This is a genomic window from Dermatophilaceae bacterium Sec6.4, assembly GCA_039636865.1.
Taxonomy (GTDB): domain Bacteria; phylum Actinomycetota; class Actinomycetes; order Actinomycetales; family Dermatophilaceae; genus Allobranchiibius.
Window position 1 is genome coordinate 2,813,020 of the sequence record CP144172.1, and the last position, 24,540, is coordinate 2,837,559.

Here is a 24,540-nt window from a genome sequence, read left to right on the forward strand (position 1 = left end):
CAGGGCATGACACAGATTGGAACGGATTGGCGGATGGTCGACGGCGTCGCGACGGCGTGGTTCGACGCGCCCTCGCTGATCGAGGGGGCTGTACTGGCCGGGCGTATCGTCGAGTTGTCGCCCGAAATCCTGGTCGACCTGCGCCCGACCGGCGTCCAGGTGCGCCTTGGTTCGGCCGAGCATGCCGAGGCGGTGTCGGGGGCTGCGCGGGATATCGGGCTGGCAGCTGACCCAGCCGTCCTGCAGCACATGAATGTCGTATTCGAGTCCGCGAATCCCGCTGTGCTGAATCGGTTCTGGCAGCTCGTACTCGACTACGTGCCCGGGGACGGCAGCGGTTTGGTGGACCCGTTGCGGCGCGACCCCACGATACGGATCCGGCGGTCCACCGAGCTACGGCCGTTGCGAAACCGCATTCATCTGGATGTGGTGCGGTCGGACGCTGTGGTCGAGCGGGCAAATGTCGGTGAGGCGTCAGGACCGTTCGGGGTCCGTCACAGCGACCCGGACGGCAACGAGGTCGACCTGGTGCCGGGCGACCCGCTCGGTGAGGGGACCGGGACAGCCGACTGGCAGGCGGTATTCAGCGCGATGGCGTGCTATCGCACCACCTCCCCGACACAACAGAGTGACCTCGCCACAGCAGCAGCCGCGCTCGCCGAGGAAACGGGCTTTCCGCTACTGATCGACCTGCGCCCGGGGCTCGTGATCATCGACAGCGGCAAGGACCAGTGGGAAGCCGACACCCACGGCCTCGACCTGGACTTCATCACTCTCGCCGGAAGGCTCCAAACCGCTGCCCGCAAACTCGGGGCCACCGCAGATCCGGAATTACCGCGCTTCGTTCAGCTGTTCCTCGATGCCGCCGACGTGGCTGCGGTTCGCGCGTTCTGGGTCGCTGCCCTCGGATACACCCACGACCGACGAGCCGGGGTCAACGACATCTACGATCCACGGCGACTGAACCCGGTGCTGGTGTTCCAAGAGCTCGACTCTTCAGAGACGGAGCGGCGCCGACAGCGAAATCGCATACACCTCGAGCTGGCGGTGCCGACGGACCTCGCCCCGGGGCGGCTCGCCGCGACATTAGCGGCCGGTGGCCGGCTCCTTGACGAGTCGCCGCACCGCTGGCGGGTCGCCGACCCCGAAGGCAACGAGGTCGTGATCGTCGATGAACAATGAGCCCTCTACATCACACGGAACCGACTCTGGAGCACGCGGCACAGGCACCGAGACGCCCTACACAATTACCCCGCTCAGCACTGAGACCTGGCCGGCGTTCGACGCGCTGGTGCAGCGGCACAACGGCATCTTCGGCGGTTGCTGGTGCCTCTGGTTCCACCCCGACAGCCCCGAGCGCGGCCAGAGTTTCGAGGGCAACCGTGCGCTCAAGAAAACGTACGTCGAGCGGGGGCAGGCACACGCCGCGCTGGTTATGCACGGTGATGAGGCAATCGCGTGGGCGGAGTACGGCACACCCATCGAGCTACCGACCATCCATCACCGGAAGCAGTACGACGCCACTAAAGCCGAGAACCCCGACTACCGGATCACCTGCGTGTTCGTCGACAGGCGGTACCGGCGGCTGGGCTTGACCGAGCTGGCGATCACCGGTGCACTCGACCACATCGCGCAGGCAGGCGGTGGGCGGGTTGAGGCCTATCCGCACGACCTGACCGAACAGACCAGGAAGATGTCGTCGTCGTTTCTCTACAACGGCACCCGTCGCCTTTACGAGCGGCTGGGCTTCACCTACGACCGGCCCAAGGGGCTCAAGAACTGCGTGATGGGCAAGACCGTCGAGCCTGCCTGAGGCCAGTCAGCATCAGCCGTGAACAGGCCCTGGGTACGGGACATGCGACTCGGCCGAGGTCAGGTAGTCGAGGGACAGGTCGTGGGTTGATGCGCACGACAGCACGATCGAGACCGCACCTAGCCATTCGTGCTCGGAGCAGGGAACTATCTGTTGCCAGCGCGACGTCCCGAGGTGGCGCACCATCGGATCTCGAAACAGACATCAGCAGCGCGCCGAGGAAGCAGCGGCTGTCGAACGCGCGCTGAACAACAGGTGCCTGCGACGACCGTCCCGAATGCGCACCAACCGCCAGCTTTCGCGAAGGCAGAAGCGACTCACATGGATGGACATACTGACGAAATGATCCAGAACCCTGTTGCCGTCTGTGCACCCCAGGAACACCACTTTGACGCCTGGGCTGCCCTCTTCCGTCCATACCGCGTCTTCTACAAGCTCCCCCCAGATGAGGCCATCGTCGAGCGGGTCTGGTCGTGGATCCACGACCCTGGTCACGAGACAAATGCACTCCTCGCCATTGAGGACGCGCAGGTGATCGGCTTGGCCCACTACCGGCGATTCGCCCGGCCGTCTACCGGATCCGTCGGCCTGTGGCTCGATGACCTGTTTACCGACCCCGAGCACCGCGGCAATGGAATCGGGCGCATCCTCATCAACACCATCGCAGACCTCAGCAAACGCAACGACTGCAGCATCGTCCGGTGGATCACTGCCGCCGACAACCTCCCAGGCCAACGCCTCTACGACACGCTCGCCATCAAAACGACGTGGATCACCTAAGACAAAACGCCCTGGTAGCCGATGGATCACTGGGGTCCTATTGGCGGCCTCTCATCTGGCTGTCGCAGCAGCGGCATCCGCATAGCGGGGTACGCGGCGGTGGCGGTGAACGCAGGTTGGCCGTAGCCCCGTCGGCTTGACTACTGACCCTCGGTGAACGGGATGGGTCGGGGCACCGTCGTGACGGTCTCATTACGGCGTCGACGGCGGTTCGCTGGCTCCGGTGGGTTCTCACGTTTTGCAGGCGACTTCCGAGCACTGCAATGGCAACGGCGCTGTTCAAGCGCTGTGGCCTGCCCGTGCCAGCCGGGCTGTGGTCTGCGACGTCTCACAGTAAACAGTGGAGGCAGGAAAGGCGCGATGATTCGTCTTGTAACTTGGGTGACGACCACAACACTTGTGGTGGCCGTGGCTGCGGGGATTTGGTGGCTAGTCGTGCCGCGGACGGACTTTGTGCCCGCGAAGTCCGATATCTCCTCGTATGCAACCCAGTCGGTCAACCCGCGTGACGTCATATTGCGGTCTTCCACGCTCGGCTCGGGTGACAAGGGACTCCGTGCGGTGGTGGTCAGGGAGTCCGCGAGCACCGTGGTCGTCGCGATGAGCTTCGAAAGGTTTGAGTGCAACGGTTGCGCTCAGACCGCCCAGGCATTCATCGGCACGGTGACCGTGCATCTGCACGATCCACTTGGTCGCCGCGCCGTGCTCGACGACTCCACACATCGGGCAGTGAAGTACCGGAAGCTGCCGTGAGTCGAGGTAGTGCGCGCAGCTTTCAATGACCGAACAGCTCCTCGATCGTGGGCCGTCGGGACAGCTCCTGCTGCGAGCCTGACCTGGAACGAAGAAATGCGTAGCCCGGTGGCGTTGGCTGTTGTGCGCGTCAGGACCACGACTGAAAAACCCCGCCGGAACCCAGTGAGCAACGCGGACCCGCACCGAAATCGGTACGGCGATTCACGTCCCGAAAGCGGAACCGCTGCCGGCGTCGCACTCATCGGAAATCTTTGAAGCGCGTGGCGTCCCGCGTGGATGTGCGCTGCGGGACACCTGTGGTCGACCACAGTTGTCCGCTGCCTATGGTCCAAAACGACATGAGCCAGACATGCGTTATGTGCTCCGGCAGTTTTGGTGACAACGTCGGCAGTACATCTTCCTTGTCACGCCCGAGCATGTCGACGACACCGGACGTCGCTCCGGTTTCGGGTCCATCGGCAGGTCACAGACCCACCGCGATACGACGCTGCCGGTGCTGTCGACAACGCGGGCTGTCCGCTGGCCATGCTGTTGGCGGTCGTGACATCCTTCTCGGCTGGAATGTCCCGTCTCAATGCGCGCGTCGAGGGTATGGCGTGGATCACATCAAATAGCTCTTTCCGTCATCCGGTATAGCGACTGTATACAGTCGGCGGAAAGGTGTGGTGTGAATCACACCCATTCAGAGTTCAATATGTGGGCCTGCGACCGCTGGACTTCAAGTGGTTGAAGAGTCGTCGCTGTCGCCATCCTCGCCACTGTCGCCAGCGGCGTCGAAGTATTGGCGCATCACCGACCATGCTGCGTGCACGTGCGCGCGCATGATTGACTCCGCCCACGCCGGGTCCCCCACCCGGAGCGCATCCACCAATTCTCGATGATGGGCCATGCTCCGTTGCAGGGAAGCATTGGAATATCGGGAGAAGGTGTGCCGCACGAGCGGGATCTGCAGGTTCGACGTGACGAGCCCCGTCAGCCGGGAGTCACCTGACGCCTCGATAACCATGCGGTGAAAGTCGTTATTGAGTTCTGCGACCTTGTCAAGGTCCGGAATCCCCTTATCTACGGCGTTCTCCATCGCATCGCATAGCGCGTCCAGCGCAGCACAGTCGGCTGCACCGGTGCCTGCGGCCAAACGGCAACCATGGGGCTCCAGCAGTGATCGCAAGCTGTATATCTCGTTGAGGTCCGACGCGCTCCATGTCTGCACCTGGACACCACGGTTTCGCTGGTAGTACACCAGGCCCTCAGCAGCCAACTGCCGCAGCGCTTCGCGGACCGGCGTCCGACTGACGCCGGTGCTCTCCGCCAGCTTGTCCTCACGCAGCCACTCCCCCCCTGCGCGTTGTCCGGAGAGGATCTGCTCGCGAATGCAGCGGTAGGCATGCTCAGCGGCTCGGCCTGCGTCGGTGGGGTGCCCTTGACTGCTCATATCCCCTACATGTTAGGTGGTTTTTGAACAGATTGTATGCAACCTCTTGACTCCCGCACCGGAGGCCTCTAGCTTCAGGATCAGAAAACTTCTCCAAATGCGTTAGCCGAAACATCGACTGCGTGACTCGATGTTCCGGCTGCCACCGCGTTCTACTGACCAAAGCGAGCAGTTGATGACAGAAACGCAACCCCTGCCTCTCGATAACTTACGAGTCGTCGAACTCGGTCAGTTATTGGCCGGGCCGTTCTGCGGGCAGCTCCTCGGCGACTTCGGCGCGGAAGTGATCAAGGTCGAAGATCCAGGGCGCGGTGATCCCATGCGTGAATGGGGCCGCGAGAAGCCGTACGGAAAATCACTGTGGTGGCCGGTCGTCGCTCGCAACAAGAAATCAGTCACGGCGAATCTGAGAACGCCCGAGGGGCAGGACATCGTCCGCAAGCTTGTGGCATCAGCCGACATCCTCGTGGAGAACTTTCGGCCAGGGACACTCGAGCGCTGGGGTCTGTCGCCAGACGAACTATGGGCAATCAATCCCGGTCTGGTCATCACCCGAGTGACGGGCTTCGGTCAGACGGGTCCCTACTCGCAGCAAGCCGGCTACGGATCTATCGGCGAAGCGATGGGTGGCATTCGCTACGTCACCGGTGACCCCGACCGGCCGCCGGCACGAACCGGCATATCTCTCGGAGATTCACTCGCAGCAGTGTTCGCGTGCCTGGGCACGCTGGTCGCTATCCATCAGCGCGGCCGCAGCGGTAGGGGTCAGCTCGTCGATTCGGCCATCTACGAGGCAGTGCTGTCGATGATGGAGTCGATGTTGCCGGAATGGCAGATAGCGGGCTACCAGCGTGAGCGCACCGGCGCGACCCTTCCCAACGTGTCCCCCAGCAACGTGTATCCCACGGCTGATGGTGACCTGATCCTGGTGGCGGCCAATCAGGACAGCGTGTTCGGCCGCCTTACCGAGGTGATGGAACGCCCGGACCTGGCCACGGACGAGCGGTACGCCACCCACACCTCGCGAGGCGCTCACATGGAAGAACTGGACGGGCTCATCGCCGAGTGGACATCGACCGTGACCGCCGACGACCTGCTGAAGAAGATGCATGCGGGCGGGGTGCCGGCCGGCCGTATCTTCCGCGTGAAGGACATGTTTGCCGACCCGCACTTCGACGCACGTGAAGCAATCGTGCGGCTACCGCACCCCGACTTCGGCGAGTTCGCGATGCACAATGTCGCGCCTCGCCTGTCGCAGACCCCAGGGAGGGTCCGCCATGTAGGGCCCGCACTCGGAGAACACAACCAAGAGATCTACCACGACATGCTGGGGATGAGCGACGACGAAATGTCGACGCTGCGTTCCTCCGGCATTATCTGAGGAGCCTGTATGACATACCGACTCGGCGTCGATGTGGGCGGAACGTTCACCGACCTCCTGTTGATCAACGAAGACACCGGAGAGACCTTCCGGGAGAAAACCCCGTCAACACCCGAGGACCAGTCGATCGGCGTGCTCCGCGGCGTGCAGCAGGTTTGCAAGGACGCAGGCGTAGAACTGCGTGAGATCAGATCTTTGCTGCACGGCACCACGGTGGCCACCAACGCGGTCTTGGAAGGCAAGGGCGCCCGCGTCGGCCTGGTGACCACCGACGGGTTCCGTCAGGTGTTACAGATCGCCCGCTCCTTCGTGCCGGGAGGGCTGGCCGGTTGGATCATCTGGCCCAAACCGGAGCCGCTGGCCGCACTCGAAGACACCGTCGAAGTCATCGAACGCGTCGGCGCCGACGGCAACGTTGTCACCGAGCTCGACGAAAACGACGTCCGCGCCAAGTTGGGACGGCTGCGAGGTCAGGGCATCGAAGCGCTGGCCGTCTGTCTGATCAACTCCTACGCGAACGCCCAGCACGAGCAGCGCATCGGTGAGATCGCTGCTGAAGAGCTACCGGGCATCAGGGTGTCGCTGTCCTCTTCGGTCCTGCCGGAGTTGCGCGAGTACGAGCGCGCGATCACGACGGTCGCCAATGCGTATGTGCAGCCACAAGTCGCCAGCTACGTCGCGCATCTCGAGTCCCAACTCAAGGAGGTCGGAGTCACCGGCAGGTTGTACGTGCTGCGTAGTGACGGCGGCCTGGTCTCCGCTGGGGCCGCGAAGGACAATCCGGTCGCGATGCTCATGTCGGGCCCCGCCGGTGGAGTCACCGGCGCAGTCTGGGTCGCTGAAGAGACTGGCAACGAAGACTTCCTGACCTTCGATATGGGCGGGACCTCCACCGATGTCGCCCTGGTGCAGGGTCTGACGCCTCGCATCGGCCGCGAGACGACGGTCGCAGACCTGAAGGTGCGCGCAACCTCGGTCCAGGTGCAAACCGTAGGGGCGGGTGGTGGGTCGATTGCGCACGTACCTCAACTGACTCAAGCGTTGCGGGTAGGACCGCAGTCCGCAGGCGCGTCGCCCGGGCCGGCGGCCTACGCAGCGGGTGGGACGGAACCCACGGTCACCGATGCAAACATCGTCCTGGGGTACCTGCCGACCGACCTCGCCGGCGGCGAGGTCACTCTCGATCGGGAAGCAGCATTCGCCGCCGTCAAAACAATCGCAGACGCCACCGGGCTCGGCTCCGTCGAAGCGGCAGCCGAGGGCATCGTCAAGATCGTCAACGAGAACATGCTCGGCGGACTCCGGCTCGTCTCGGTGCAACAGGGTTTCGATCCGCGTGAATTTGCGCTGGTTGCCTACGGTGGAGCGGGTCCGCTGCACGCCAATGCCATCGGCAGGCTCACCGGGTCGTGGCCGGTGATCATTCCGCCGTCACCAGGGGTGCTGTGTGCACTGGGAGACGCGACCACCGGTCTGCGTGATGAGGCGGTCCGCACCCTGGTCCGTAAATTCAGTGACCTCAGTGACGACATATTGATCGAGATTCTGGCCGAACTTGCCGCCGCGGCCCGGGTGTCTTTGGACGACGAGGGCGTCGACTCCTCTGACCAGAAGGTCAGCTACTCCGCAGACCTGCGTTATCACGGTCAAGGCTTCGAGATTCCGGTCAGCATCGACATCGACGCCTTCGACAGTGACGGTGCCGGTATCGACAGCCTGCGGGCAGCCTTCGATGCCGAGCACGAGCGGCTGTTCTCGTTCCTGCTCAGCAACGAGCAGGAACTGGTGACGGTGCGCGCGACAGTAAGCGGTCCACGACCCGACTTCGCCGCGGCCATCCTCGACGAGGGCGGCACCGACCCCAGCGCGGCCAAGGTGTCCGATCACGAGATCTGGGTCGATGGAGCAACCGTCGAGGCCGTCATCTACGACCGGTCCCTGTTGAAGTCCGGCAACGTGATCGAAGGTGCCGCGGTGCTTACCGAGATGGACTCCACCACCTTGGTGCTGCCCGGCTACACCGCAACCGTCCACAGCAGCGGAAGTCTGCTCATCCGACCCAGTGACGCTGACCAGAACAAGGAGGGCTGAGAGATGGCACGTTTGATCGAAACTGCGACCGAACCGCTGAAGCCGGTGGAGGTGGACCTGGTCACCCTCGACCTGGTCGAGAACGGCTTGCGCAATGCCCGGTACGAGATGGATGAGGTGCTGTTCCGGACCGCCCTGTCCCCTGGCATTCGAGAGCAACACGACGAGTTCCCGTTGATCGGCGATCCCGAGGGAAAGATGGTCGTCGGACAGTTCGGACTCTCGATTCCGGACTTCCTGAAGAACTTCGAGGGCGACATCGAAGAGGGCGACGTCCTGTTGACCTCGGACCCATACTCGTGCGGCGCGGCGATCAGCCACGCCAATGACTGGCTCATCGTGATGCCGATCTATTTCGAGGGTCGCATCATGGGATGGTCCTCGATGTTCGGGCACATGTCTGATGTCGGCGGCAAGACACCGGCGTCGATGCCTACCGATGCCCGCACCATCTTCGAGGAAGGGGTGGTGATACCGCCGTTCAAGATCTACAAGAACGGCGTCCTGGCCGAGGACTCGCTGCGCATCATCCTCAACCAGGTGCGCAAACCTGATTGGAACCGTGCCGACCTGAACGGCTTGGTCGCCGCCTGCCGCACGGCATCGCGACGGGTGCAGGAAATGTGTGCCCGGTTCGGCGCAGAGACCTACGCCTCTGCGCTCGATGCGCTCTTGGACCGCAACTACCGGGCCATGAAGTCGCTGCTCCGAATGGTGTTCAAGGAGGGCGAGACCCTCTCCTTCACCGACTACATCTGCGACGACGGTGTGGGCTACGGGCCCTACAAGCTCTGCATGAGCTTGACCCGCACGGGCGACAAGGTACTGCTGGACCTGACCGGGAGCAGCCCCCAGGCAGCAGGACCGATCAACTACTACATCAACGAGAACCTGATCCGGATGTTCTTCGGGATCTACATGATCACCGTGGCTGATCCGCAGATTTTGTGGAACGACGGCTTCTACCCGCTCATCGATGTCGAGATCCCAGAGGATTCCTTCTGGCGGCCGAAATACCCTGCCGCTCTCAATGCTCGTAACCACGGCATCGGTCGGGTTTTCGACCTGTTCGGCGGCTTGCTAGGACAGACGAACCCAGACCTGTTGAACGCGGCCGGGTTCTCCTCCTCCCCGCACTTCATGTTCTCCGGCAACTACACGACGGGCGAACGCAAGGGTGAATGGTTCCAGCTCTACTCCATCGGCTTCGGTGGGATCCCCGGTCGCCCGATCGGTGACGGCCCGGACGGCCACTCACTATGGCCTTCCTTCGTCAACATTCCGTGTGAATATCTCGAGTCGTACTACCCGCTGCGGATCGACCGTTGGGAGACGGTCAGTGACACCGGCGGTGCAGGCCTGCACCGCGGCGGCAACGGCGTCGACGTCGTCTACCGATTCCTCGAGGCGGGCACCATCGCGATCCACGACGACCGCTGGCTGACCTACCCCTGGGGAGTCAACGGCGGTGAGCCCGGAGCGCGCGGACGCAAATGGATCGTGCGAGCGGACGGCACCACCGAGATCGTCGCGAGCAAGGTCACCGGACTACAGGTGTACCCCGACGACGTCCTGCATTTCGTGACGTGGGGTGGCGGCGGCTGGGGCGACCCGATGGCCCGGGACCCCGAACTCGTCGCACTGGAAATCCGTCGCGGTCTGGTGACCAGCGACGGCGCGCGCCGGTACGGCGTTGTCTGTGACGCGGACGGGAGCGTCGACGACGGCGCGACTGAGCAGCTACGTACGCAGCTGCGTGCCGGACGACCCGACCCGTTGCCGACCTTCGACATGGGTCCCCCTCTGGAGACGATCCTGGCTCGCTGCGAGGAGGAGACCGGGCTACCCGCTCCGAAGCCGCCGGTGCCCATGCTCTAGTTCGCCATGCCCTGGTCCGTTGGTGTTCCAGTCCGCCGCACTTTTCAAGAGGAGCAGTATGCAGTCGTCATTCGCCGATGGATTCGCCGGACGTCTCACTCCGGGGCGCCGTCCGGTGGTGCTGGCCATCGACATGATGCGTGCCTACTTCGATGAGGAGAGTCCCTTCTGTCTGCCGTCGACAGATTGCCTTGATGCCGCGAGCCGCGTCCTGGACACGGCCCGAGACGTCGGGGCGCTGGTCGTCCATACCCGGGTGGAGTACGGGGCGGGCGGGGTTGATGCCGGTGTCTTTCTACGAAAAGTCGGCGGACTGGGCAGCCTCATCGGCCCGGGGCCGATGGGTGAGCTGATGCCTCAGGTCGCTCCGGTAGAGGGTGAGCTCGTCGTCGTGAAGCAGTATGCCAGCGCCTTTTTCGGCACGTCCCTGGTCTCGACGTTGGTTGCAGCCGGGGTGGACACCGTTGTCATCCTGGGCGTCAGTACCAGCGGTTGCGTGCGCGCGAGCGCAGTTGACGCGCTGCAGTACGGGTTCGTGCCGCTGGTCGTCCGGCAGGCCGTCGCCGATCGAGACGAGGGCCCGCATGAGGCGAATCTCTACGACCTGCAAGCCAAGTACGCCGAGGTGCTGGACGAAGAGACCGTGATTGCGTATCTGAAGGAGGGTCAGTGAGCACCGCACCGGTCGCATCGGAGCCCCCGGATCGTCATGGAATCGCTATCTGCGAGGTGTCGCCGCGCGACGGCCTGCAGAACGAGGACGTCCTGGTCTCGACCGCGGACAAGGTCGAACTGATCCGACGGGCCGTTCACGCGGGCGCCCGCAGGGTGGAGGCCACCAGCTTTGTACACCCCGGCCGGGTCCCTCAGATGGCCGATGCCGAGGACGTGATGGCTGCGGTACCGCGTGACAACGGTGTCAGCTACGCGGGCCTGGTCATGAACGCGCGTGGCCTCGATCGAGCCGTGGCGGCCGGGGTCGACGAGGTCAACCTCGTCGTGGTCGCTACCGATACCTTCTGTCAGCGCAACCAGGGCATGACCACAGCGCAAGCCTGTGATGTGGCCGGTGACCTGGTGGCGCGAGCTCGGGAGCAGGGCCTGTTCACCACAGTCACCATTGGTGCTGCTTTCGGCTGCCCGTTCGAGGGCGAAGTCTCTCTCGACAGGCTGGACCAGGTGTTGAAGAAGGTCATCCAGACCGGGCCGGACGAACTGGCTCTCGCGGACACGATCGGCGTGGCCGTGCCGTCGGACATCACCACCCGGATCGGCCGAGCGGCCGAACTCCGCAGGGCCGGCACGCCTCTGAGGTTGCATCTGCACGACACTCGCCATACCGGTGTTGCCAATGCCGTCGCAGCGATCAACGCCGGGGTCTCGGTGCTGGATGCCAGCATCGGCGGAACGGGCGGGTGCCCGTTCGCGCCGAACGCCACTGGAAATGTGGCCACCGAGGATCTGGTCTACCTCTTCGACCGGATGGGCGTACGCACTGGACTCGACCTGGCACGGTTGACCGAGGCAGTCCAGTGGCTGGAGGTGCGCCTCGGCAAATCCCTGCCGGGCGCCCTGCTACGCGCCGGCGCATTCCCAATGATCGACCCCGATCAACGCTCAGCTTGAAAACAAAGTGTCGAAGCGTCGCGGGAGATCTGAGCGAGTCGTCCTGGATTCGAGCAAGATTTCTCTCCTCGGTCACTCCAACTCGCCCCGATCACCGGTCGTGTTGGGACGTCAGACCATTGCTCGTTCGGAGTCAGCAAACTGTTGTTGAGGTCTCGCCCAGGGGATGAGACATAAGACGCTGAGGGGTTGGGAGGCTTCGGTGTCTCACGTCGAGCCCTTTTAGATTTTGTCCTGGGGGATGTCTTTGGGGTCTGTGCCCCAGGTGGTGCGGCTGGTCCGGGTGATGCGTAGTCCCGCCGCGGCCGTGGCTTCTGGGAAACCGGTTGGCGTCCGCCGGAAGTGTTCGGTGAACTTTCGTGCTAGGACAGCGGATCCGAGAAGTGGCACGGCGAGGACGGCCAGGTTGCCCGGTTGGTGGTGACGCACCGCCATCACCAGTAGTAGTAGCGCTGCGAGGCCGACCAGCACCAGGACGAGTCCACGATGAAACCTCGCTGCCTCTGAGTGCGGCCATGGCTGAGTGGGGCGGGTAACTTCCCGGCCATGGGATGAGGTGGTGCAGCTGGCCTTGACCGGGCACGAGTTGCACACCGACGGTTTGGCTCGGTAGTACATGAGCTGCTGCCGCTCGTCGAACGATATGGGCCACAGCATCTGATCCTGTGGGCATGCCCACGCGTCGTGCTGTGGGTGGTACCGGAACCCCGCGGTGCGGTACCGGTCGGCTCGGGAGTTGCTGTGCTGTGCCAGTTTGTCCAGGATTCCCGCGAGGACCAGGAGAGCGGTGGCATACCCGGAGAACAGCGCAACCTCAGTAGAGACGCTCACCGTCCGTTGTCCGCCCCGCCCGCGCCCGCCGGCTCCCCGATCTCGGTGAACAGCACATCTTCGGGCTCCTCCATGGCCTGGTTGCGGCTGCGGTAGCGCACCGCCAGCCAGCAGAGCCACAGGAAGGGCAGCGCCCCGCCGACGATGAACACGACGTCTCCGGGCAGCCGCATCCACTCGATGAGGCTGTTGCTGGGGTTGGTAATGAACTTCAGTTGGCGGGCCGCGAAATAGCCGTCACCCACGGACTTGTAGAGCTGCACGATCCCCAGCGGCAGCAAGGTTGCGAAACACATCCAGGCAAGGCCGATATTGGTGGACCAGAAGGAGATCTTCGCCAGTCGGTCCGACCAGTGCTCCTCCGGGATGAGGTAGCGCAGACAGAACAGGGCCAGTCCGATGGCCAGCATCCCGTAGACCCCCATCATCGCGGCGTGCGCGTGATTGGCGGTCAGGGCCGTACCGATCTCGTAGTACGAGACGACCGGCAGGTTGACCAGGAAGCCGAAAATTCCGGCACCCAGGAAGTTCCAGAAGCCCACGGCCACCAGGAACATCACCGCCCAGCGGTGCGGGAACGGCGTTGCCGATGACTCTTCCTGACGCGAGCCCAGCTGCAGGAACGACCAGGCCTCCACGGTGAGGAAGGTCAGTGGTAGCACCTCGGCTGCTGAGAAGAACGCACCCAGGGCCATCGTTTCCGCTGCGGTGCCGGAAAAGTACAAGTGGTGCATTGTGCCAACGACGCCGCCGATGGAGTACAGGATGATGTCCAGATAGATGATGGTCATCGCAACCCTGCGCCGGATGACACCGAGCATCACGAACAGGTAGGCGACCAACACGGTGGTGAAGATTTCCAGGAAGTCCTCGACCCACAGGTGTACCACCATGAACCGCCAGAAGTCCGCGACGGTGTAGCTCGATTCGGAGCTGGTCAACAGGCCCACTGCGTAGAACGCCGGGATTGCCAGCCCGGTGTAGAAGAACAGCCATGGAAGATTGATCCGAGACTGTGCCACCATCGCTCGCCGCAGCCCGCGGAACAGCATGAAGGCCCAGAAGAACAGGGCCAGGGTCAGGAGCACCTGCCAGACCCGGCCCAGGTCCAGGTACTCCCAGCCCTGCATCCCGAACGCGTGCAAGGCTGGGGAGAGCCAGCCGTGGATATCCAGGCCTTCTCCGATCAGGCTGCCGAATACGACGACGACCAGGGCCCCGAGCAAGCCGTACGCCAGCCAGGATTGGCGGCGCGGTTCGCGCCCGGAGATGATCGGCGCGAGAAAGAGGGCGGTGGCCAGGAACGAGGTCGCGGTCCAGAAGATTGAGAGTTGCACGTGCCAGGTGCGCACCAGGTTGTACGGCAGCCACTGACCCAGGTTGAATCCGAAGAAGCTGGTCAGATCGGCGCGATAATGCTCACTGGCCGCGCCCACCAGCGTCTGCACCAGGAACAACAACCCGACCACGAGGAAGAAGTAGGCGCACGCACGCTGGGTAGGTGTCACTGCGACATCGTCAGGGCGACGAAAGGAGATGGTGTCTGCCTGACGGCCACGCCAGCCCATCCGCTCACCCCACCGGCCGAACGCCGCGAACAGGACACCGATCCCGGCGAGCAGGACGATCAGTGACAGGACGCTCCAGACCACGACGTCTGCGGTCATCGTGTTGCCTACCAGCCGGTCCGGTGGCCAGTTGTTGGTGTAGGAGTAGTTCTTATCCGGACGCAGTGTCGATCCCGCCCACGCCGACCAGGCGAAGTAGGCAGTCAGCTGCTTGACCTCGACGGGATCGGTGATGGCCTCCGGTAGCAGACCGTTGGCAGCGCTTTGGGGACCGAAGTATTCGGTGTAGTGGGCCACCAGCTCCCGGAACGCCCTGGCCTGGGCGTCGCTGTACGTGACGGTGTCAGATTTCGCGTTGTAACGGTTGGTCTTGAAGTCGGCGACCACCTTGTCCCGCGCCGTGCTGGAGGTGCTGCCGCCGTACTCACGGGTCGCGATCAGCGCCGCGCGGTGCAGGTAATCAGCAGTGAAGTCGGGACCCAGGTAGGCGCCATGACCGAAGATCGAGCCGTACTCCATTAGTCCCTTGCGCAGGAAGAGTTTCTGCCCCGCAATGACGTCGGCACCGGTGTAGACGACCTGTCCTTGACTGGTCTGGACCTGCGCGGCGATCGGCGGATCAGCGGTGTAGGCGCGGTAACCCAGAAAGCCCAGAATTGCCAGGCCGCACAGCAAGACCAGAGCGGTCACCTGCACCCACACCCGGGAGACGAGCGGGCCTCGTTTCGGCTCGGACGGCGGCAACAAGGTCGTGATGTTCTGAGCCATGGTCATCCTGACAAACGACGAGTGATCGCCATGGTGTCCGCAGCGGAGCAAGTGCTCCTACAAGGCGGCAGCGGGCAGCCGACCTCGGTTCGGGCCTGCTGAGGGATCCCAGCCTTACGGAGGTTACCCAGGTCTGGGAAATGTCGCTACCCCTGCTGGACAAGATGTACGCAGTCCCCGCACGGATGCGCCCTCGATAGAGTTTCGGCGTGCCGGACGGTGATTACCTCGTGGAACTGGTTGCAGTGGACAACATTGTGCTGGAGCGGCTCGTGCAGGTCGCGACCAGCGATGCCTTGGCTGATGAGGTGACGCCACCGTTGACCTCCGGCCCGGAGTGGACCCCAACGCGGATCGCGTGGCTTCGCGCCTTCCACGTTGACCGCCGCGCTGGTCTGCAGGGCCCCGCTGGTGAAGTCACATGGGCAGTCGTCCTCGACCAGCGAGTCGTCGGCTCGGTGCGCCTGCAGCGCACGCAGCAGTCCGGTGAGCTGGAGACTGGCGCGTGGCTGACTCGTAGCAGCCGGGGTCAGGGCGTCGGTCGGGCTGCGATGGAAGCGGTATTGCGCGAGGCCGCAGCGCTTGGGTTCGTAGCCGTGTGCGCACGGACCACCGTCAGCAACGCCAGCGCGTTGAGGCTTTTGAAGCGCCTCGGCTTCGACCTCACGCCAACGGGCGATGACGGCGGTATCTACGCGCTCCTCGCCATTTAGTTTCCCTTCCTCCGTAACGGGATCCGAAGTCGGTGAGCTCCACTGACAACCAAGACCGCCGCTGCAAGCCCTCTGTCCGGGGACGACCTCAAAATCATCGCCTCACCCCGGATCACCAATCAGAGCCCTTGCCTGTCGCTCGTCACAGGCCGACCCCGCCGTGTTCCTGGCCCCAGAACGACCTTTCGGTCAGCACCGGGAAGCAACATTCCAAGCGCGTGCAGTGGCCCACACCCGCTCGTAACCGGCTGCAGTCGACCATTCAACGACGGCCAGACCGGCTTCTGTTGCACAACCGCACCCATAAGCCGTACGCAGCAACTCGTACGCCAGTTCCGGTTCACCCGAAGCCCCATTGTCATGAAACACCAGACCGCAGTATCCGATGACATCACCGACTTTCTTGCGATGCACCGCGAGAAGCCCCGGTTGGGTTGTCTTGTGCTCACCCCGTATGCCGGTCGCGAGGTCCTCGACCGCTGATCGGCCCTTGGCATCTATTCGCCGATGAGGTGGCACCCTCGGGTCCCGCTCCGTCCATAACTGACGGTAGATTTCGGCTTCATCCAAGCGCCGACGGCGGAGGATGAGCCGATCAGTCTCCAGCATCGCGAGTCTCGACATGTCCACACTTTGCCAAGACAGGAACCGATCCAGCTGATTGCGGCGGCCGTTCGCCTGTCCGTCCGGCCGCTCTGTACGGCAGGACTGACTCAGCTGCGTTCCACGCGGGCGGACCCGAAACCTATGCTGCCTAAGTCGAGGACTATGTCGGATGGTGACGTCCCGTCGAGTGGTGTAGTTCCGGGCTTGTCCTGAATGAGGTGAGCCATCGTGCGATGGTCAGTGAGAACTGTCTAGGAATCTCACGAGAGGACACACGCACGATGGCTCTTGACCAGTCTGCCCTGCTTGACCTGTTGGCCCAACTGAAACTGACGGATGTCTCGGATCGGATCCGTTCGATCACCGAAGCGCTCTACCAGGAGCTGATCGATACCGAGGCCGCGGCCGTGATCGGCGCGGGCAGGTATGAACGCAGCGATGAGCGCACGACCCAACGCAATGGGACCCGGCCCAGGACGTTGTCGACCACGGCCGGTGACCTGGAACTGCGGATCCCGAAACTGCGACGTGGGAGCTTCTTTCCCTCGCTACTGGAACGACGGCGCCGAGTGGATCAGGCGTTGTTCGCGGTGGTGATGGAGGCCTACCTACACGGGGTTTCGACCCGGAAAGTTGATGACCTCGTCAAAGCTCTCGGCGCCGATACCGGGATATCCAAGTCCGAGGTGTCACGGATTTGCGCTGACTTGGATCTGGAAGTTGGTGCGTTCACCGGCCGGGACCTGTCCGCGATGGCCTTTCCCTACGTGTTCTTGGACGCGACCTATTGCAAGGCCCGGGTCAACCACCGTGTGGTGTCCCAAGCGATCGTCGTAGCGATCGGTGTCGCGGCGGACGGGCGCCGCGAAGTACTGGGGTTCGACGTCGGGGACACCGAGTCCGAGCCGTTCTGGGCCGCGTTCCTTCGGTCGCTGAAAGCCCGAGGGCTGCACGGGGCGCAGCTGGTCATCTCTGATGCTCACACCGGGTTGAAGAAGGCCATCTCCACGGTCATGCAGGGAACGGCGTGGCAACGGTGCCGGGTCCATTTCATGCGCAACGTGCTCGCCGTCGTGCCCAGGAATAACCAGGACATGGTCGCCTCGATTATCCGAACGATCTTCGCTCAACCGGACGCCAAGCACGTGCTGGCCCAGTTCGAAGAAGTCACCCGGATGCTGGCCCGGTCTCACCCCCAGGTCGCCGTGATGCTCACCGACGCGAAAGACGATCTGCTCGCATTCACCGATTTCCCGATGAAACACTGGCGCCAAATCTGGTCCACCAACCCGTTGGAACGAGTCAACAAAGAGATCAAACGCCGCACCGACGTCGTCGGTGTCTTCCCCAACCCCGCCGCCCTACTACGCCTGGCTGGCGCTGTTCTGGTCGAGCAACACGACGAATGGGAAGCCGCCGACCGCCGCTATTTCTCCGCCGCCTCAATGACCGAACTGACCGCCCCACGCCACCCCGACAAGGAGGCCACCACCGCCCCAGAAATCAACGCCGCATAACCTGAACCCACTAACCCGCACGGTGTGACGAAACCCCACCACTCAGCGGGACGTCACCCTGTCGGATACGAAGTGGAACCCGTCGCACGCTGACCACCACATCCAAGACGGTGTTCGTTCACCAGCTGCATCGCGGTGGCTCCCACTGAGTAGCCCGCCTCAGGAACCGTCGATCGTCGGGCGGATGGGGCCTGCTGATCGTGCCCAGTGTCTCCGGCATCGAGATCAGTTGGGGCCGACTTTCCCGGGAGTATGGGGTCAGATCCAGCCCTTACGACTGAAGGTGGCGTAGAGGGCACCGCCGATCGCGAGGATGATCGCGATGCTGAAGAGGAAGCCCCATTCCTTACCGAAACCGGGGTACGGCACGTTCTGCCCGAAATATCCGGTCACAGCGGTGGGCACGGCGATGATGGCAGCCCAACTGGTGAGCTTCTTCATCACGTTGTTCAGTCGAGCGTCCTGCAGGGACAGGTTCGTCTCGAAGATGGTGGTGACCATATCGCGCAGCGACTCCGTCCATTCCGAGGCCCGCAGCACGTGGTCGTACAGATCGTCATACCACGGGTCCATTTCGGTGGGGGCGTTGAAGTCTCTGCGGTGGCGTAGGACGGAGTTGATGACCTCACGCATCGGCAGCACGACCCGTCGCAGTTGTACCAGGTCCTTTCGGACCTGGTACGTGGCGCGTTGCACGTCGGCGCTGGCCGCGGTCTCATCGAACAGTCCATCCTCCAAGCCCTCGATCGCATCGTCGAGGCTTTGGACGGCCTCGAAGTGTCCATCAACGACGGTGTCAAGCAAGCCATGCACCAATGCACCGACCCCGTACTGGAGTAGGTCGGCGTTGTCGTCCCACCGGTGCACGACCTCCTCGATATCGAAGTCCGGGTCGGCGCGAACGGTAATCAGCCCATGGGGAAACACGAACGCTGAGACCTTGCGGATCGCGAGCCGGGTGCCCGTCGCGTCGGGGGGCACACTGTCCAGCTTGACCGCGTAAACAGTCATGAACGTGTGCGTTGCGTAGCGGGTGGCCTTGGCACGTTCCGAATGAGCGATCGCGTCCTCGACGGCCAGCGGTGCGAGGGTGAGCTCCCCGGCGAGTTCCTGCAGGAGGCGGTGGTCAGGGTCGCACAGGTCCACCCAGGTCAAGCTGTCCTGCTCGTTGAGGTAGTCCGATATCCGAGCGAAGTCGAAGTCTTCGGCGACTACCTTTCCGTCCCGCCACACACGTCCACGGACCGTCTTGTTGTCGGTTTTCACCATCTCAGTGTGCCTGCGAGACAACTGGTCACGACCGCGCCGCACCGCGCTACGTTGCGAAATGGTGTGGCTCTGCGGTCGATGGTTGACGGCTGTTCACCGGTTGGCGAACTCAGCCGATGTCGCGGGTGCGGTAGGACGCAGCGCCGGCAGCGAGCAGGGCAACGGCGAGGAAGCTCATCGTGACGGTTGGTGCTAGGGCGAAGCCTTCGACTGGCATCCGTGGCACGTGGGCAAACGGGGAGATATCGATCGCCCAGGACGGCAGTCGCAGCAGTTCACCGACCTGCCCGAGAGTGAGGAACAGGGCCAGCAGAACCCACCCGGCCGCAGCGAGCGTGCTGCGCAGCGCGTAGGCGGTCATGGCCAGGGCGGTGACAAGCCACACCGCAGGCGCCTGGGCCAGGGCTGCCGGCAGTGTGCGGTGAATGCCGTCGCTCAGGTTGCCGGCCACCGCGCCGAAACCGACCGCCATACTCAACCCAGCGATCAGGAGCAACCAGGTGGTACCCCCGATCGCCACAGCCACAATGGCGAGGTACACGCGTCGACGCGAGGTGGCCGTAGCAAGCACCTGCTCGGTGCGCCCGTCGTGTTCTTCAGCGCCGCCGTGGGTGATGACGGTGACGGCAAAGCAGCTGACAAGTACCGCGACGATGGAGAGCTCAGCAGCGAGCAGGGCGTCTTGCACCGCTCCGACACCTCCGATCCGCGCGAGCATGTCGCGTCCGCTCGGGGACCCCAGCAGATCCCCGATGTTGGGGGCGATTGCGCCGAGAGCAAGGCCGAGGACAGCGATGGCTGCGGTCCACACGAATACCGTGGTGGCGTGCAGCCGGATGGTCAGCGCGGTCGCGTCGCCGAGCCAGGGTGAGCCGATGGCAGGTCCCGGTCTCGGCGCGAGGAGGCCGCCATCGAGGTCTCGCCGGGCGCGCAGCAGGTGCGCTGTTGCGAGCAGAGCGGCTGCGGTGGCCGGGTAAAGTAGCAGAACCCACCAGCGGGGGCCTGACCACGCCCGCAGCTGGGTGGACCAGCCGAACGGGGACAGCCAGCTCAACCACAACTCGGTGGTATCGCCGACAGCGCGCAGCGCGAATAAGGCTCCCAGTGCGCCTGCAGTGATGGCGGCGCAGGTGCGGGTGCTGGCGGAGAGTTGACAGGCGGTGGCGGTGAGGCCCGCCGCGACTATTCCGATTCCCGTCCACGAGGCACCGAACAGCAGCGACCCAGTCACGGGTAGGCCTGCAGCGACGTCAACAACCGCGGCCCCTGCCCCCACCAGGAGGGACGCTCCGGCCCCTTCGGCGGTAGCAGCAGCCAACGGCGTGGCGCGGCCTATCGCGGTCCCAGCGAGCAGCTCGGCACGACCAGATTCCTCTTCACTGCGGGTATGTCGTCGGACCAGCACACCAAGTAGGACCGCGACGAATACCGCGTAGAGCACGGTCATCTTGGTCATCGCCAACTCACCGACGCTGCCCGTGTCCAGGATCGGCCCGTAAAGCGCCACTAATGCCGGGCTGGCATCGATCGCCTGCGCGGCAGCCACCTGCTGTGCGGCCGTCGAGTAGAGGGAACTGGTCGCGATGGCCGAGGCCGCGCAGATCCCTACCAGCAGAAGCGTCCCGGCGCCGAGAAGGAACCGGTCGCGGCGCACCGCGAGCCGGGTCAGCGTTCCGATCCCGGTCAGGGTGGTCCTCACCGGCGCGGCCCGGCCGGGGTGGTCGTGCGGTACGCGTCCAGAAACAGCTCCTCCAGCGTCGGCGGCGTGCACGTCAGGTCGCGGATACCGGCCCGGGTGAGTTCGGTAAGGACGCCCGCCAGCATGTCGGGCTCGACCGTGCACACCACGGCAGCGCCCTGAATGCACAGGTCATGCACCCCGACCAGGTTCAGCTCCCCCGGGTGGGAAACTTCCGCCCGCAGATGGGTGCGCCGCAGGTGACGCAACTCGGTGAGCGTGCCGGACTCGACGGCGCGCCCCTCGCGGATGACCGTCACCCGATCAGCGAGACGGTCGACCTCGCTGAGGATGTGACTGGACAGCAGCACCGTGGTCCCGGTGCTGGTGCGCTCGGCGACGCACTGGTTGAACACCTCCTCCATGAGCGGGTCCAGCCCAGAGGTCGGCTCGTCCAGGATCAACAGATCAGCATCGCCGGCGAATGCGGCCACCAGCGCCACCTTCTGCCGGTTCCCCTTGGAGTAGGCACGGCCTTTCTTGTGTGGGTCGAGCTCGAACCGCTCCATCAGTGATGCCCGCCGACTGCGGCGAGGGTCCACTCCCCGCATCCGCAGCAGCAAGTCGATGATCTGACCGCCGGACAGGTCCGGCCACAGCGCGACATCACCGGGCACGTACGCCAACCGGCGGTGGATCGCCACGGCGTCGGCCCACGGGTCCCGACCGAACAACGACATCGACCCGGAATCGACCCGCAGCAGACCCAACAGCGCCCGGATCGCGGTCGACTTCCCAGCCCCGTTCGGTCCCAGAAACCCATGAACCTCCCCAGCAGTCACCGTCAGGTCGAGGCCGTCCAGGGCGCGTGTACCGCCGAAGGTCTTGACGAGGTTGTGAATCTGCACCACAGGTCTGGGAGGGGACATCGTTGCCTCACGTCTGCGGTTCAGCGGGAAACTCGCGTAGGTAGTCATCGAGTAACTCAGGGGTGGTGAACAGACCCTCGGAGTACAGCTCAAGGGACGGGAGTGCGATCTCCTGGGTGTAGGCGCGCAACACCTCACCCAGGTCGTTGCCGGGCGTCGGGTAACGCTGCAGATATACCAGGAACGCCCCGAGCCCGCTGTAGGCCAAAAACCGGGCGCGAGCGGCCGGATCACGACTTTCCCGCACCCGCCGGGCCGCGGTGGCCTGTGCCAGATATGCCTGTGCGTCCTCAATCATCCGATCCAGGAATGTCGCCGCCAGGTCACCACCAGATTGCAAGGCGCGCACCAGGTACCCCGCGACGGTCGCGTACTCCTCCACGGCCGCCAACTGAGCGAGCAGAAGTCCAGGAGTGGCAGTGACCATGGTCGCAGTCTTCGCTTCTCGCACAGTGCGCAGCACCTGCTCGTCACACACCGCCCGCAGCCCTGCCTTGGACTGGAAATGATGAATGACCAAGGCATGACTGGTACCGGCATCCGCCGCGATGACCCGCAACGAGGCAGCGAATCCATCAGCAGCGAAGCGGGCGATGGCCGCATCCCGAATCCGTGCCCGCGCCGTTAGATCGCCCTCCGGCACCTCAATGGTTGACCGCATGGTTAATACGCTAACCACTTGGTCACCCGTGCGTCAACGCTGGCTCGGTGACAGTCTGGGACGGTCTCGCGGACAGTAACCAGCTCTAGGCGGACCAGATCCGGAACGAACAGGGTCGCTTCAGAATGCTGCGCTCGCGGCTGGGACAAGCACGGGATCGATGTTGACGGCGACGACGTGGTGACCGAGCTTGGCGAAGTACCCGCCAGGTCGGCCTGGCCGCAACCGGCACCACGAAGCTGCGCGAGGCGTGCCCGGGGGCATCTACGGGGCGTCCTTTGCCCAGAGATCCTCACCTCGAGTGCGGTTGGTCGGTGAGGGCCGGCCAGGTCGAACCGTTAGGCACTTCAACTCCGCGCCCCCAGGAGGCAGTTTGGTGGGGGCGGAGTTGAAGTGGTGGTGGCGGCGCTGACTATCACCATGCTTCAACTGGGGCAGCGATCGAGACCGTCTTCAAATGAAGATCGGCGGATTCGTGCGGTCGGACAGCCTCAGTGCAGGTAGGAGGCGCCGTTGAAGTCGAGAATCGCGCCCGAGGCCCACTCGGCGCCCGGCTGGGCCAGCGCCATGACCGCCGCCGCGACCTCCTGCGGTGTGGCAACCCGGCCGAACGGACTCTGAGCACGCACTGCATCGCCCTGCGGTCCGTCGAGTACCGCTGCCCCCATGTCGGTCGCGATGAAGCCAGGTGCAATGCCGACGCACCCGATTCCGTGTGGTGCCAACGCGACTGCGAGCGACTGGGTCATCGCGTGCACCCCGGCCTTGCTCGCGCCGTAAGCCGGCACCTGCGGCTCCCCCCGGTAGGCTCCTCGCGACCCGACCGTAACGACCCGCCCCCGGGGCAGCCCGGGTGCGGGATCGACCTGCAGCATGTGCCGTGCGACGAGATAGGTGACGTTGGCCGTGCCCAGCAGGTTGACGTCGGTCGTGCGGCGCCATCCCCGCACCCATTCCTGGTATGACGAGTGCTCAACGCTGAGGTCCAGGCGCCGCCCCTGGGTGGCCGGGTCCTCGGCGAACAACGCGGCGTTGTTGATCAGTACATCGATGCGCCCCAGGGCAGCGGCGGCCTCTCCGACGAAACGCTCGACCTGTTGCGGGTCGGCCAGGTCGCCCTGCACCACGGTGTGCCCGCCACCCTCGAGTCCAGCCGCCACAGCCTCGGCCTCAGCACGTGAAGAGCGGTAGTGCACAGCAACCCGGTCACCACATACGGCCGCGAAGATGCGGGCCACCTCGGCGCCGACTCCCCGAGACGCTCCAGTGACCAGGATGCCGCGGCGGGGCGGCGTGTGCGTCGTGGACGGCTGAGAAATCGTCATACTGGCTATCCTGCCGCCTGCGTGCATGGCACCGCGACCTGTCTTTTCGCACGACCGAGCGTGGCGCGGGTGTTTCGATATCGGCGCTTGATGCACCAGCCGATCGACATCGCCGGTGTCAGCCGCGCACGGCGCCACGAGCGATACCCATATCGGGTTGCCCGAAGGTCAGGCTGGGACCCGGTATGTCAACGGGGTGCAGCTCCAGGTTTTAGGCCGCGAACTGGGTATTTCTACTGATGTGGCTGGACCGGGACAGTCGCAAGATGGACTGCATGCCAGCACATCAGACACCTGCGCCGCAGCCCATGCCGCGTCCATCAAAATCGTCCTCTGCTCCGACGCCGACAATCTTCAAAAGCGGACCAGACCGACGCCGAACCTCGCTGAGCACCCGTCGCGGCCACTGGCGATTGGCCGCCGCCGGCCTCGCAGTGGGTCACGCAGTGACAACCTTCGTCGGTTGCGTCGTCGTTTTCAGCTCGAAAATGACAGCGTGCGCGAATCCCTACGTCTCCACCAGCCGACATCTGATGATTGCGGGATTCTGCGCACTCGCGATTGTCAGTCTCGCCGCATGGGGGGTAGCCGCGGTGCACTGGCGTAGACCGTGGTTGCTGATTGGCGGAGCAGTCGCCGCAGCACCCGCGATCTGGTGGCTCGCCGTCGCCCTGTTGCAACCCTCCCAGTTCTGCTTATGAGCCCGAGAGCCGCACGGAATTAGCGCGGATGAACATGCACGCCAGGACCGTCATTGGGGTCACCTTCTGATTCCCTCGTGACGAGTGGTGTTTGGCTCGCCCGAGAGGTCCACTCCTGTTGGGTTCGACAGCACCCGGGACGCCCGAGACCCAGAAATGAAGGCGCCGCCACCAAGGGACGTAGCCCCGGCACCGACGCCTCGGTCGACGGTCAATC

At 64.2% G+C, this 24,540-nt stretch carries 21 protein-coding genes; 13 read left to right on the forward strand and 8 right to left on the reverse strand.

The features are described 5' to 3' along the window. Positions 1 to 6 precede the first annotated feature (6 nt). The 4 genes from V3G39_13390 (at position 7) to V3G39_13405 (ending at position 3,346) form a co-directional block, all read left to right on the forward strand. A complete protein-coding gene (locus V3G39_13390; GenBank protein ID XAS75637.1) occupies positions 7 to 1,182 on the forward strand; it encodes a VOC family protein in 1,176 nt (391 codons plus the stop codon). Then, the gene (locus tag V3G39_13395) at positions 1,172 to 1,813 is read left to right on the forward strand and encodes a GNAT family N-acetyltransferase (GenBank protein ID XAS75638.1); all 642 of its coding nucleotides are present in this window, start codon (positions 1,172 to 1,174) and stop codon (positions 1,811 to 1,813) included. Before V3G39_13390 ends, V3G39_13395 begins: the two co-directional genes overlap by 11 nt. Positions 1,814 to 2,155: 342 nt before the next feature. Continuing rightward, positions 2,156 to 2,593: a GNAT family N-acetyltransferase gene (locus V3G39_13400; protein ID XAS75639.1), complete on the forward strand. Its 438-nt coding sequence runs from the start codon at positions 2,156 to 2,158 to the stop codon at positions 2,591 to 2,593. A gap of 381 nt (positions 2,594 to 2,974) precedes the next feature. Beyond that, positions 2,975 to 3,346: a hypothetical protein gene (locus tag V3G39_13405; protein XAS75640.1), complete on the forward strand. Its 372-nt coding sequence runs from the start codon at positions 2,975 to 2,977 to the stop codon at positions 3,344 to 3,346. A gap of 721 nt (positions 3,347 to 4,067) precedes the next feature. Here V3G39_13405 and V3G39_13410 read toward each other — a convergent pair. After that, positions 4,068 to 4,781 carry a GntR family transcriptional regulator gene (locus V3G39_13410; protein ID XAS75641.1) on the reverse strand — a complete coding sequence of 238 codons (714 nt, stop codon included), beginning with the start codon at positions 4,779 to 4,781 and terminating at the stop codon, positions 4,068 to 4,070. Between the two features lie 175 nt (positions 4,782 to 4,956). Here V3G39_13410 and V3G39_13415 point away from each other — a divergent pair, with 175 nt between their 5' ends. From V3G39_13415 to V3G39_13435, 5 genes are read left to right on the forward strand one after another with little or no spacing between them, the layout of a single operon-like run. Then, on the forward strand, positions 4,957 to 6,162 hold the full coding sequence (locus V3G39_13415) for a CoA transferase (protein XAS75642.1): 1,206 nt from the start codon (positions 4,957 to 4,959) through the stop codon (positions 6,160 to 6,162). A 9-nt stretch (positions 6,163 to 6,171) separates the two neighbouring features. Then, the gene (locus V3G39_13420) at positions 6,172 to 8,253 is read left to right on the forward strand and encodes a hydantoinase/oxoprolinase family protein (protein ID XAS75643.1); all 2,082 of its coding nucleotides are present in this window, start codon (positions 6,172 to 6,174) and stop codon (positions 8,251 to 8,253) included. Positions 8,254 to 8,256: 3 nt separating this feature from the next. Beyond that, positions 8,257 to 10,131, forward strand: coding sequence for a hydantoinase B/oxoprolinase family protein (locus tag V3G39_13425; GenBank protein ID XAS75644.1), 1,875 nt, complete (start codon positions 8,257 to 8,259; stop codon positions 10,129 to 10,131). A gap of 58 nt (positions 10,132 to 10,189) precedes the next feature. After that, entirely contained in the window at positions 10,190 to 10,804 is a 615-nt protein-coding gene (locus V3G39_13430; protein ID XAS75645.1) for an isochorismatase family protein, read from the forward strand. After that, a complete protein-coding gene (locus V3G39_13435; GenBank protein ID XAS75646.1) occupies positions 10,801 to 11,757 on the forward strand; it encodes a hydroxymethylglutaryl-CoA lyase in 957 nt (318 codons plus the stop codon). Before V3G39_13430 ends, V3G39_13435 begins: the two co-directional genes overlap by 4 nt. Before the next feature lie 222 nt (positions 11,758 to 11,979). Here V3G39_13435 and V3G39_13440 read toward each other — a convergent pair whose 3' ends face one another. Together V3G39_13440 and V3G39_13445 are read right to left on the reverse strand one after the other, a co-directional pair. Next, positions 11,980 to 12,588 (reverse strand): hypothetical protein, encoded by a 609-nt coding sequence (locus V3G39_13440; GenBank protein ID XAS75647.1) that lies wholly within the window; start codon positions 12,586 to 12,588, stop codon positions 11,980 to 11,982. Then, the gene (locus tag V3G39_13445; protein XAS75648.1) at positions 12,585 to 14,924 is read right to left on the reverse strand and encodes a cbb3-type cytochrome c oxidase subunit I; all 2,340 of its coding nucleotides are present in this window, start codon (positions 14,922 to 14,924) and stop codon (positions 12,585 to 12,587) included. The genes V3G39_13440 and V3G39_13445 overlap by 4 nt, the downstream gene beginning before the upstream one ends. A gap of 209 nt (positions 14,925 to 15,133) precedes the next feature. Between V3G39_13445 and V3G39_13450 the strand changes: the two genes are divergently transcribed. The 3 genes from V3G39_13450 (at position 15,134) to V3G39_13460 (ending at position 17,760) form a co-directional block, all read left to right on the forward strand. Beyond that, positions 15,134 to 15,637, forward strand: a complete 504-nt coding sequence (locus V3G39_13450; protein ID XAS75649.1) for a GNAT family N-acetyltransferase — start codon at positions 15,134 to 15,136, stop codon at positions 15,635 to 15,637. A gap of 360 nt (positions 15,638 to 15,997) precedes the next feature. Continuing rightward, the gene (locus V3G39_13455; GenBank protein ID XAS75650.1) at positions 15,998 to 16,120 is read left to right on the forward strand and encodes a hypothetical protein; all 123 of its coding nucleotides are present in this window, start codon (positions 15,998 to 16,000) and stop codon (positions 16,118 to 16,120) included. A 404-nt stretch (positions 16,121 to 16,524) separates the two neighbouring features. After that, the gene (locus tag V3G39_13460) at positions 16,525 to 17,760 is read left to right on the forward strand and encodes an IS256 family transposase (GenBank protein XAS75651.1); all 1,236 of its coding nucleotides are present in this window, start codon (positions 16,525 to 16,527) and stop codon (positions 17,758 to 17,760) included. 258 nt (positions 17,761 to 18,018) lie between these two features. Here the strand turns inward: V3G39_13460 and V3G39_13465 are convergent, their stop codons facing one another. The 5 genes from V3G39_13465 to V3G39_13485 all read right to left on the reverse strand — a co-directional run bounded on the left by V3G39_13465 (position 18,019) and on the right by V3G39_13485 (position 23,622). After that, on the reverse strand, positions 18,019 to 19,029 hold the full coding sequence (locus tag V3G39_13465) for a magnesium transporter CorA family protein (GenBank protein ID XAS75652.1): 1,011 nt from the start codon (positions 19,027 to 19,029) through the stop codon (positions 18,019 to 18,021). Between the two features lie 109 nt (positions 19,030 to 19,138). Continuing rightward, on the reverse strand, positions 19,139 to 20,728 hold the full coding sequence (locus V3G39_13470) for an ABC transporter permease (GenBank protein XAS75653.1): 1,590 nt from the start codon (positions 20,726 to 20,728) through the stop codon (positions 19,139 to 19,141). Beyond that, complete coding sequence (locus tag V3G39_13475) at positions 20,725 to 21,636, reverse strand: ABC transporter ATP-binding protein (GenBank protein XAS75654.1); 912 nt, start codon at positions 21,634 to 21,636, stop codon at positions 20,725 to 20,727. Before V3G39_13475 ends, V3G39_13470 begins: the two co-directional genes overlap by 4 nt. Positions 21,637 to 21,643: 7 nt before the next feature. Continuing rightward, positions 21,644 to 22,297, reverse strand: a complete 654-nt coding sequence (locus V3G39_13480) for a TetR family transcriptional regulator (GenBank protein XAS75655.1) — start codon at positions 22,295 to 22,297, stop codon at positions 21,644 to 21,646. A 491-nt stretch (positions 22,298 to 22,788) separates the two neighbouring features. After that, complete coding sequence (locus tag V3G39_13485) at positions 22,789 to 23,622, reverse strand: SDR family oxidoreductase (protein XAS75656.1); 834 nt, start codon at positions 23,620 to 23,622, stop codon at positions 22,789 to 22,791. A 446-nt stretch (positions 23,623 to 24,068) separates the two neighbouring features. On the opposite strand from V3G39_13485, the gene V3G39_13490 reads away from it, so the two are divergent. Further along, positions 24,069 to 24,323: a hypothetical protein gene (locus tag V3G39_13490; protein ID XAS75657.1), complete on the forward strand. Its 255-nt coding sequence runs from the start codon at positions 24,069 to 24,071 to the stop codon at positions 24,321 to 24,323. The last annotated feature ends 217 nt before the right edge of the window (positions 24,324 to 24,540 follow it).

Bases quoted from the DNA above. Each gene is read 5' to 3' on its own strand.
- V3G39_13465 (XAS75652.1), bottom strand. From the start codon at position 19,029: ATGGTGAAAACCGACAACAAGACGGTCCGTGGACGTGTGTGGCGGGAC.
- V3G39_13415 (XAS75642.1), top strand. From the start codon at position 4,957: ATGACAGAAACGCAACCCCTGCCTCTCGATAACTTACGAGTCGTCGAA.
- V3G39_13445 (XAS75648.1), bottom strand. From the start codon at position 14,924: ATGGCTCAGAACATCACGACCTTGTTGCCGCCGTCCGAGCCGAAACGA.
- V3G39_13430 (XAS75645.1), top strand. From the start codon at position 10,190: ATGCAGTCGTCATTCGCCGATGGATTCGCCGGACGTCTCACTCCGGGG.
- V3G39_13480 (XAS75655.1), bottom strand. From the start codon at position 22,297: ATGCGGTCAACCATTGAGGTGCCGGAGGGCGATCTAACGGCGCGGGCA.
- V3G39_13410 (XAS75641.1), bottom strand. From the start codon at position 4,781: ATGAGCAGTCAAGGGCACCCCACCGACGCAGGCCGAGCCGCTGAGCAT.
- V3G39_13425 (XAS75644.1), top strand. From the start codon at position 8,257: ATGGCACGTTTGATCGAAACTGCGACCGAACCGCTGAAGCCGGTGGAG.
- V3G39_13400 (XAS75639.1), top strand. From the start codon at position 2,156: ATGATCCAGAACCCTGTTGCCGTCTGTGCACCCCAGGAACACCACTTT.
- V3G39_13420 (XAS75643.1), top strand. From the start codon at position 6,172: ATGACATACCGACTCGGCGTCGATGTGGGCGGAACGTTCACCGACCTC.
- V3G39_13395 (XAS75638.1), top strand. From the start codon at position 1,172: ATGAACAATGAGCCCTCTACATCACACGGAACCGACTCTGGAGCACGC.
- V3G39_13485 (XAS75656.1), bottom strand. From the start codon at position 23,622: ATGACGATTTCTCAGCCGTCCACGACGCACACGCCGCCCCGCCGCGGC.
- V3G39_13455 (XAS75650.1), top strand. From the start codon at position 15,998: ATGAAACACCAGACCGCAGTATCCGATGACATCACCGACTTTCTTGCG.
- V3G39_13390 (XAS75637.1), top strand. From the start codon at position 7: ATGACACAGATTGGAACGGATTGGCGGATGGTCGACGGCGTCGCGACG.
- V3G39_13475 (XAS75654.1), bottom strand. From the start codon at position 21,636: ATGTCCCCTCCCAGACCTGTGGTGCAGATTCACAACCTCGTCAAGACC.
- V3G39_13460 (XAS75651.1), top strand. From the start codon at position 16,525: ATGGCTCTTGACCAGTCTGCCCTGCTTGACCTGTTGGCCCAACTGAAA.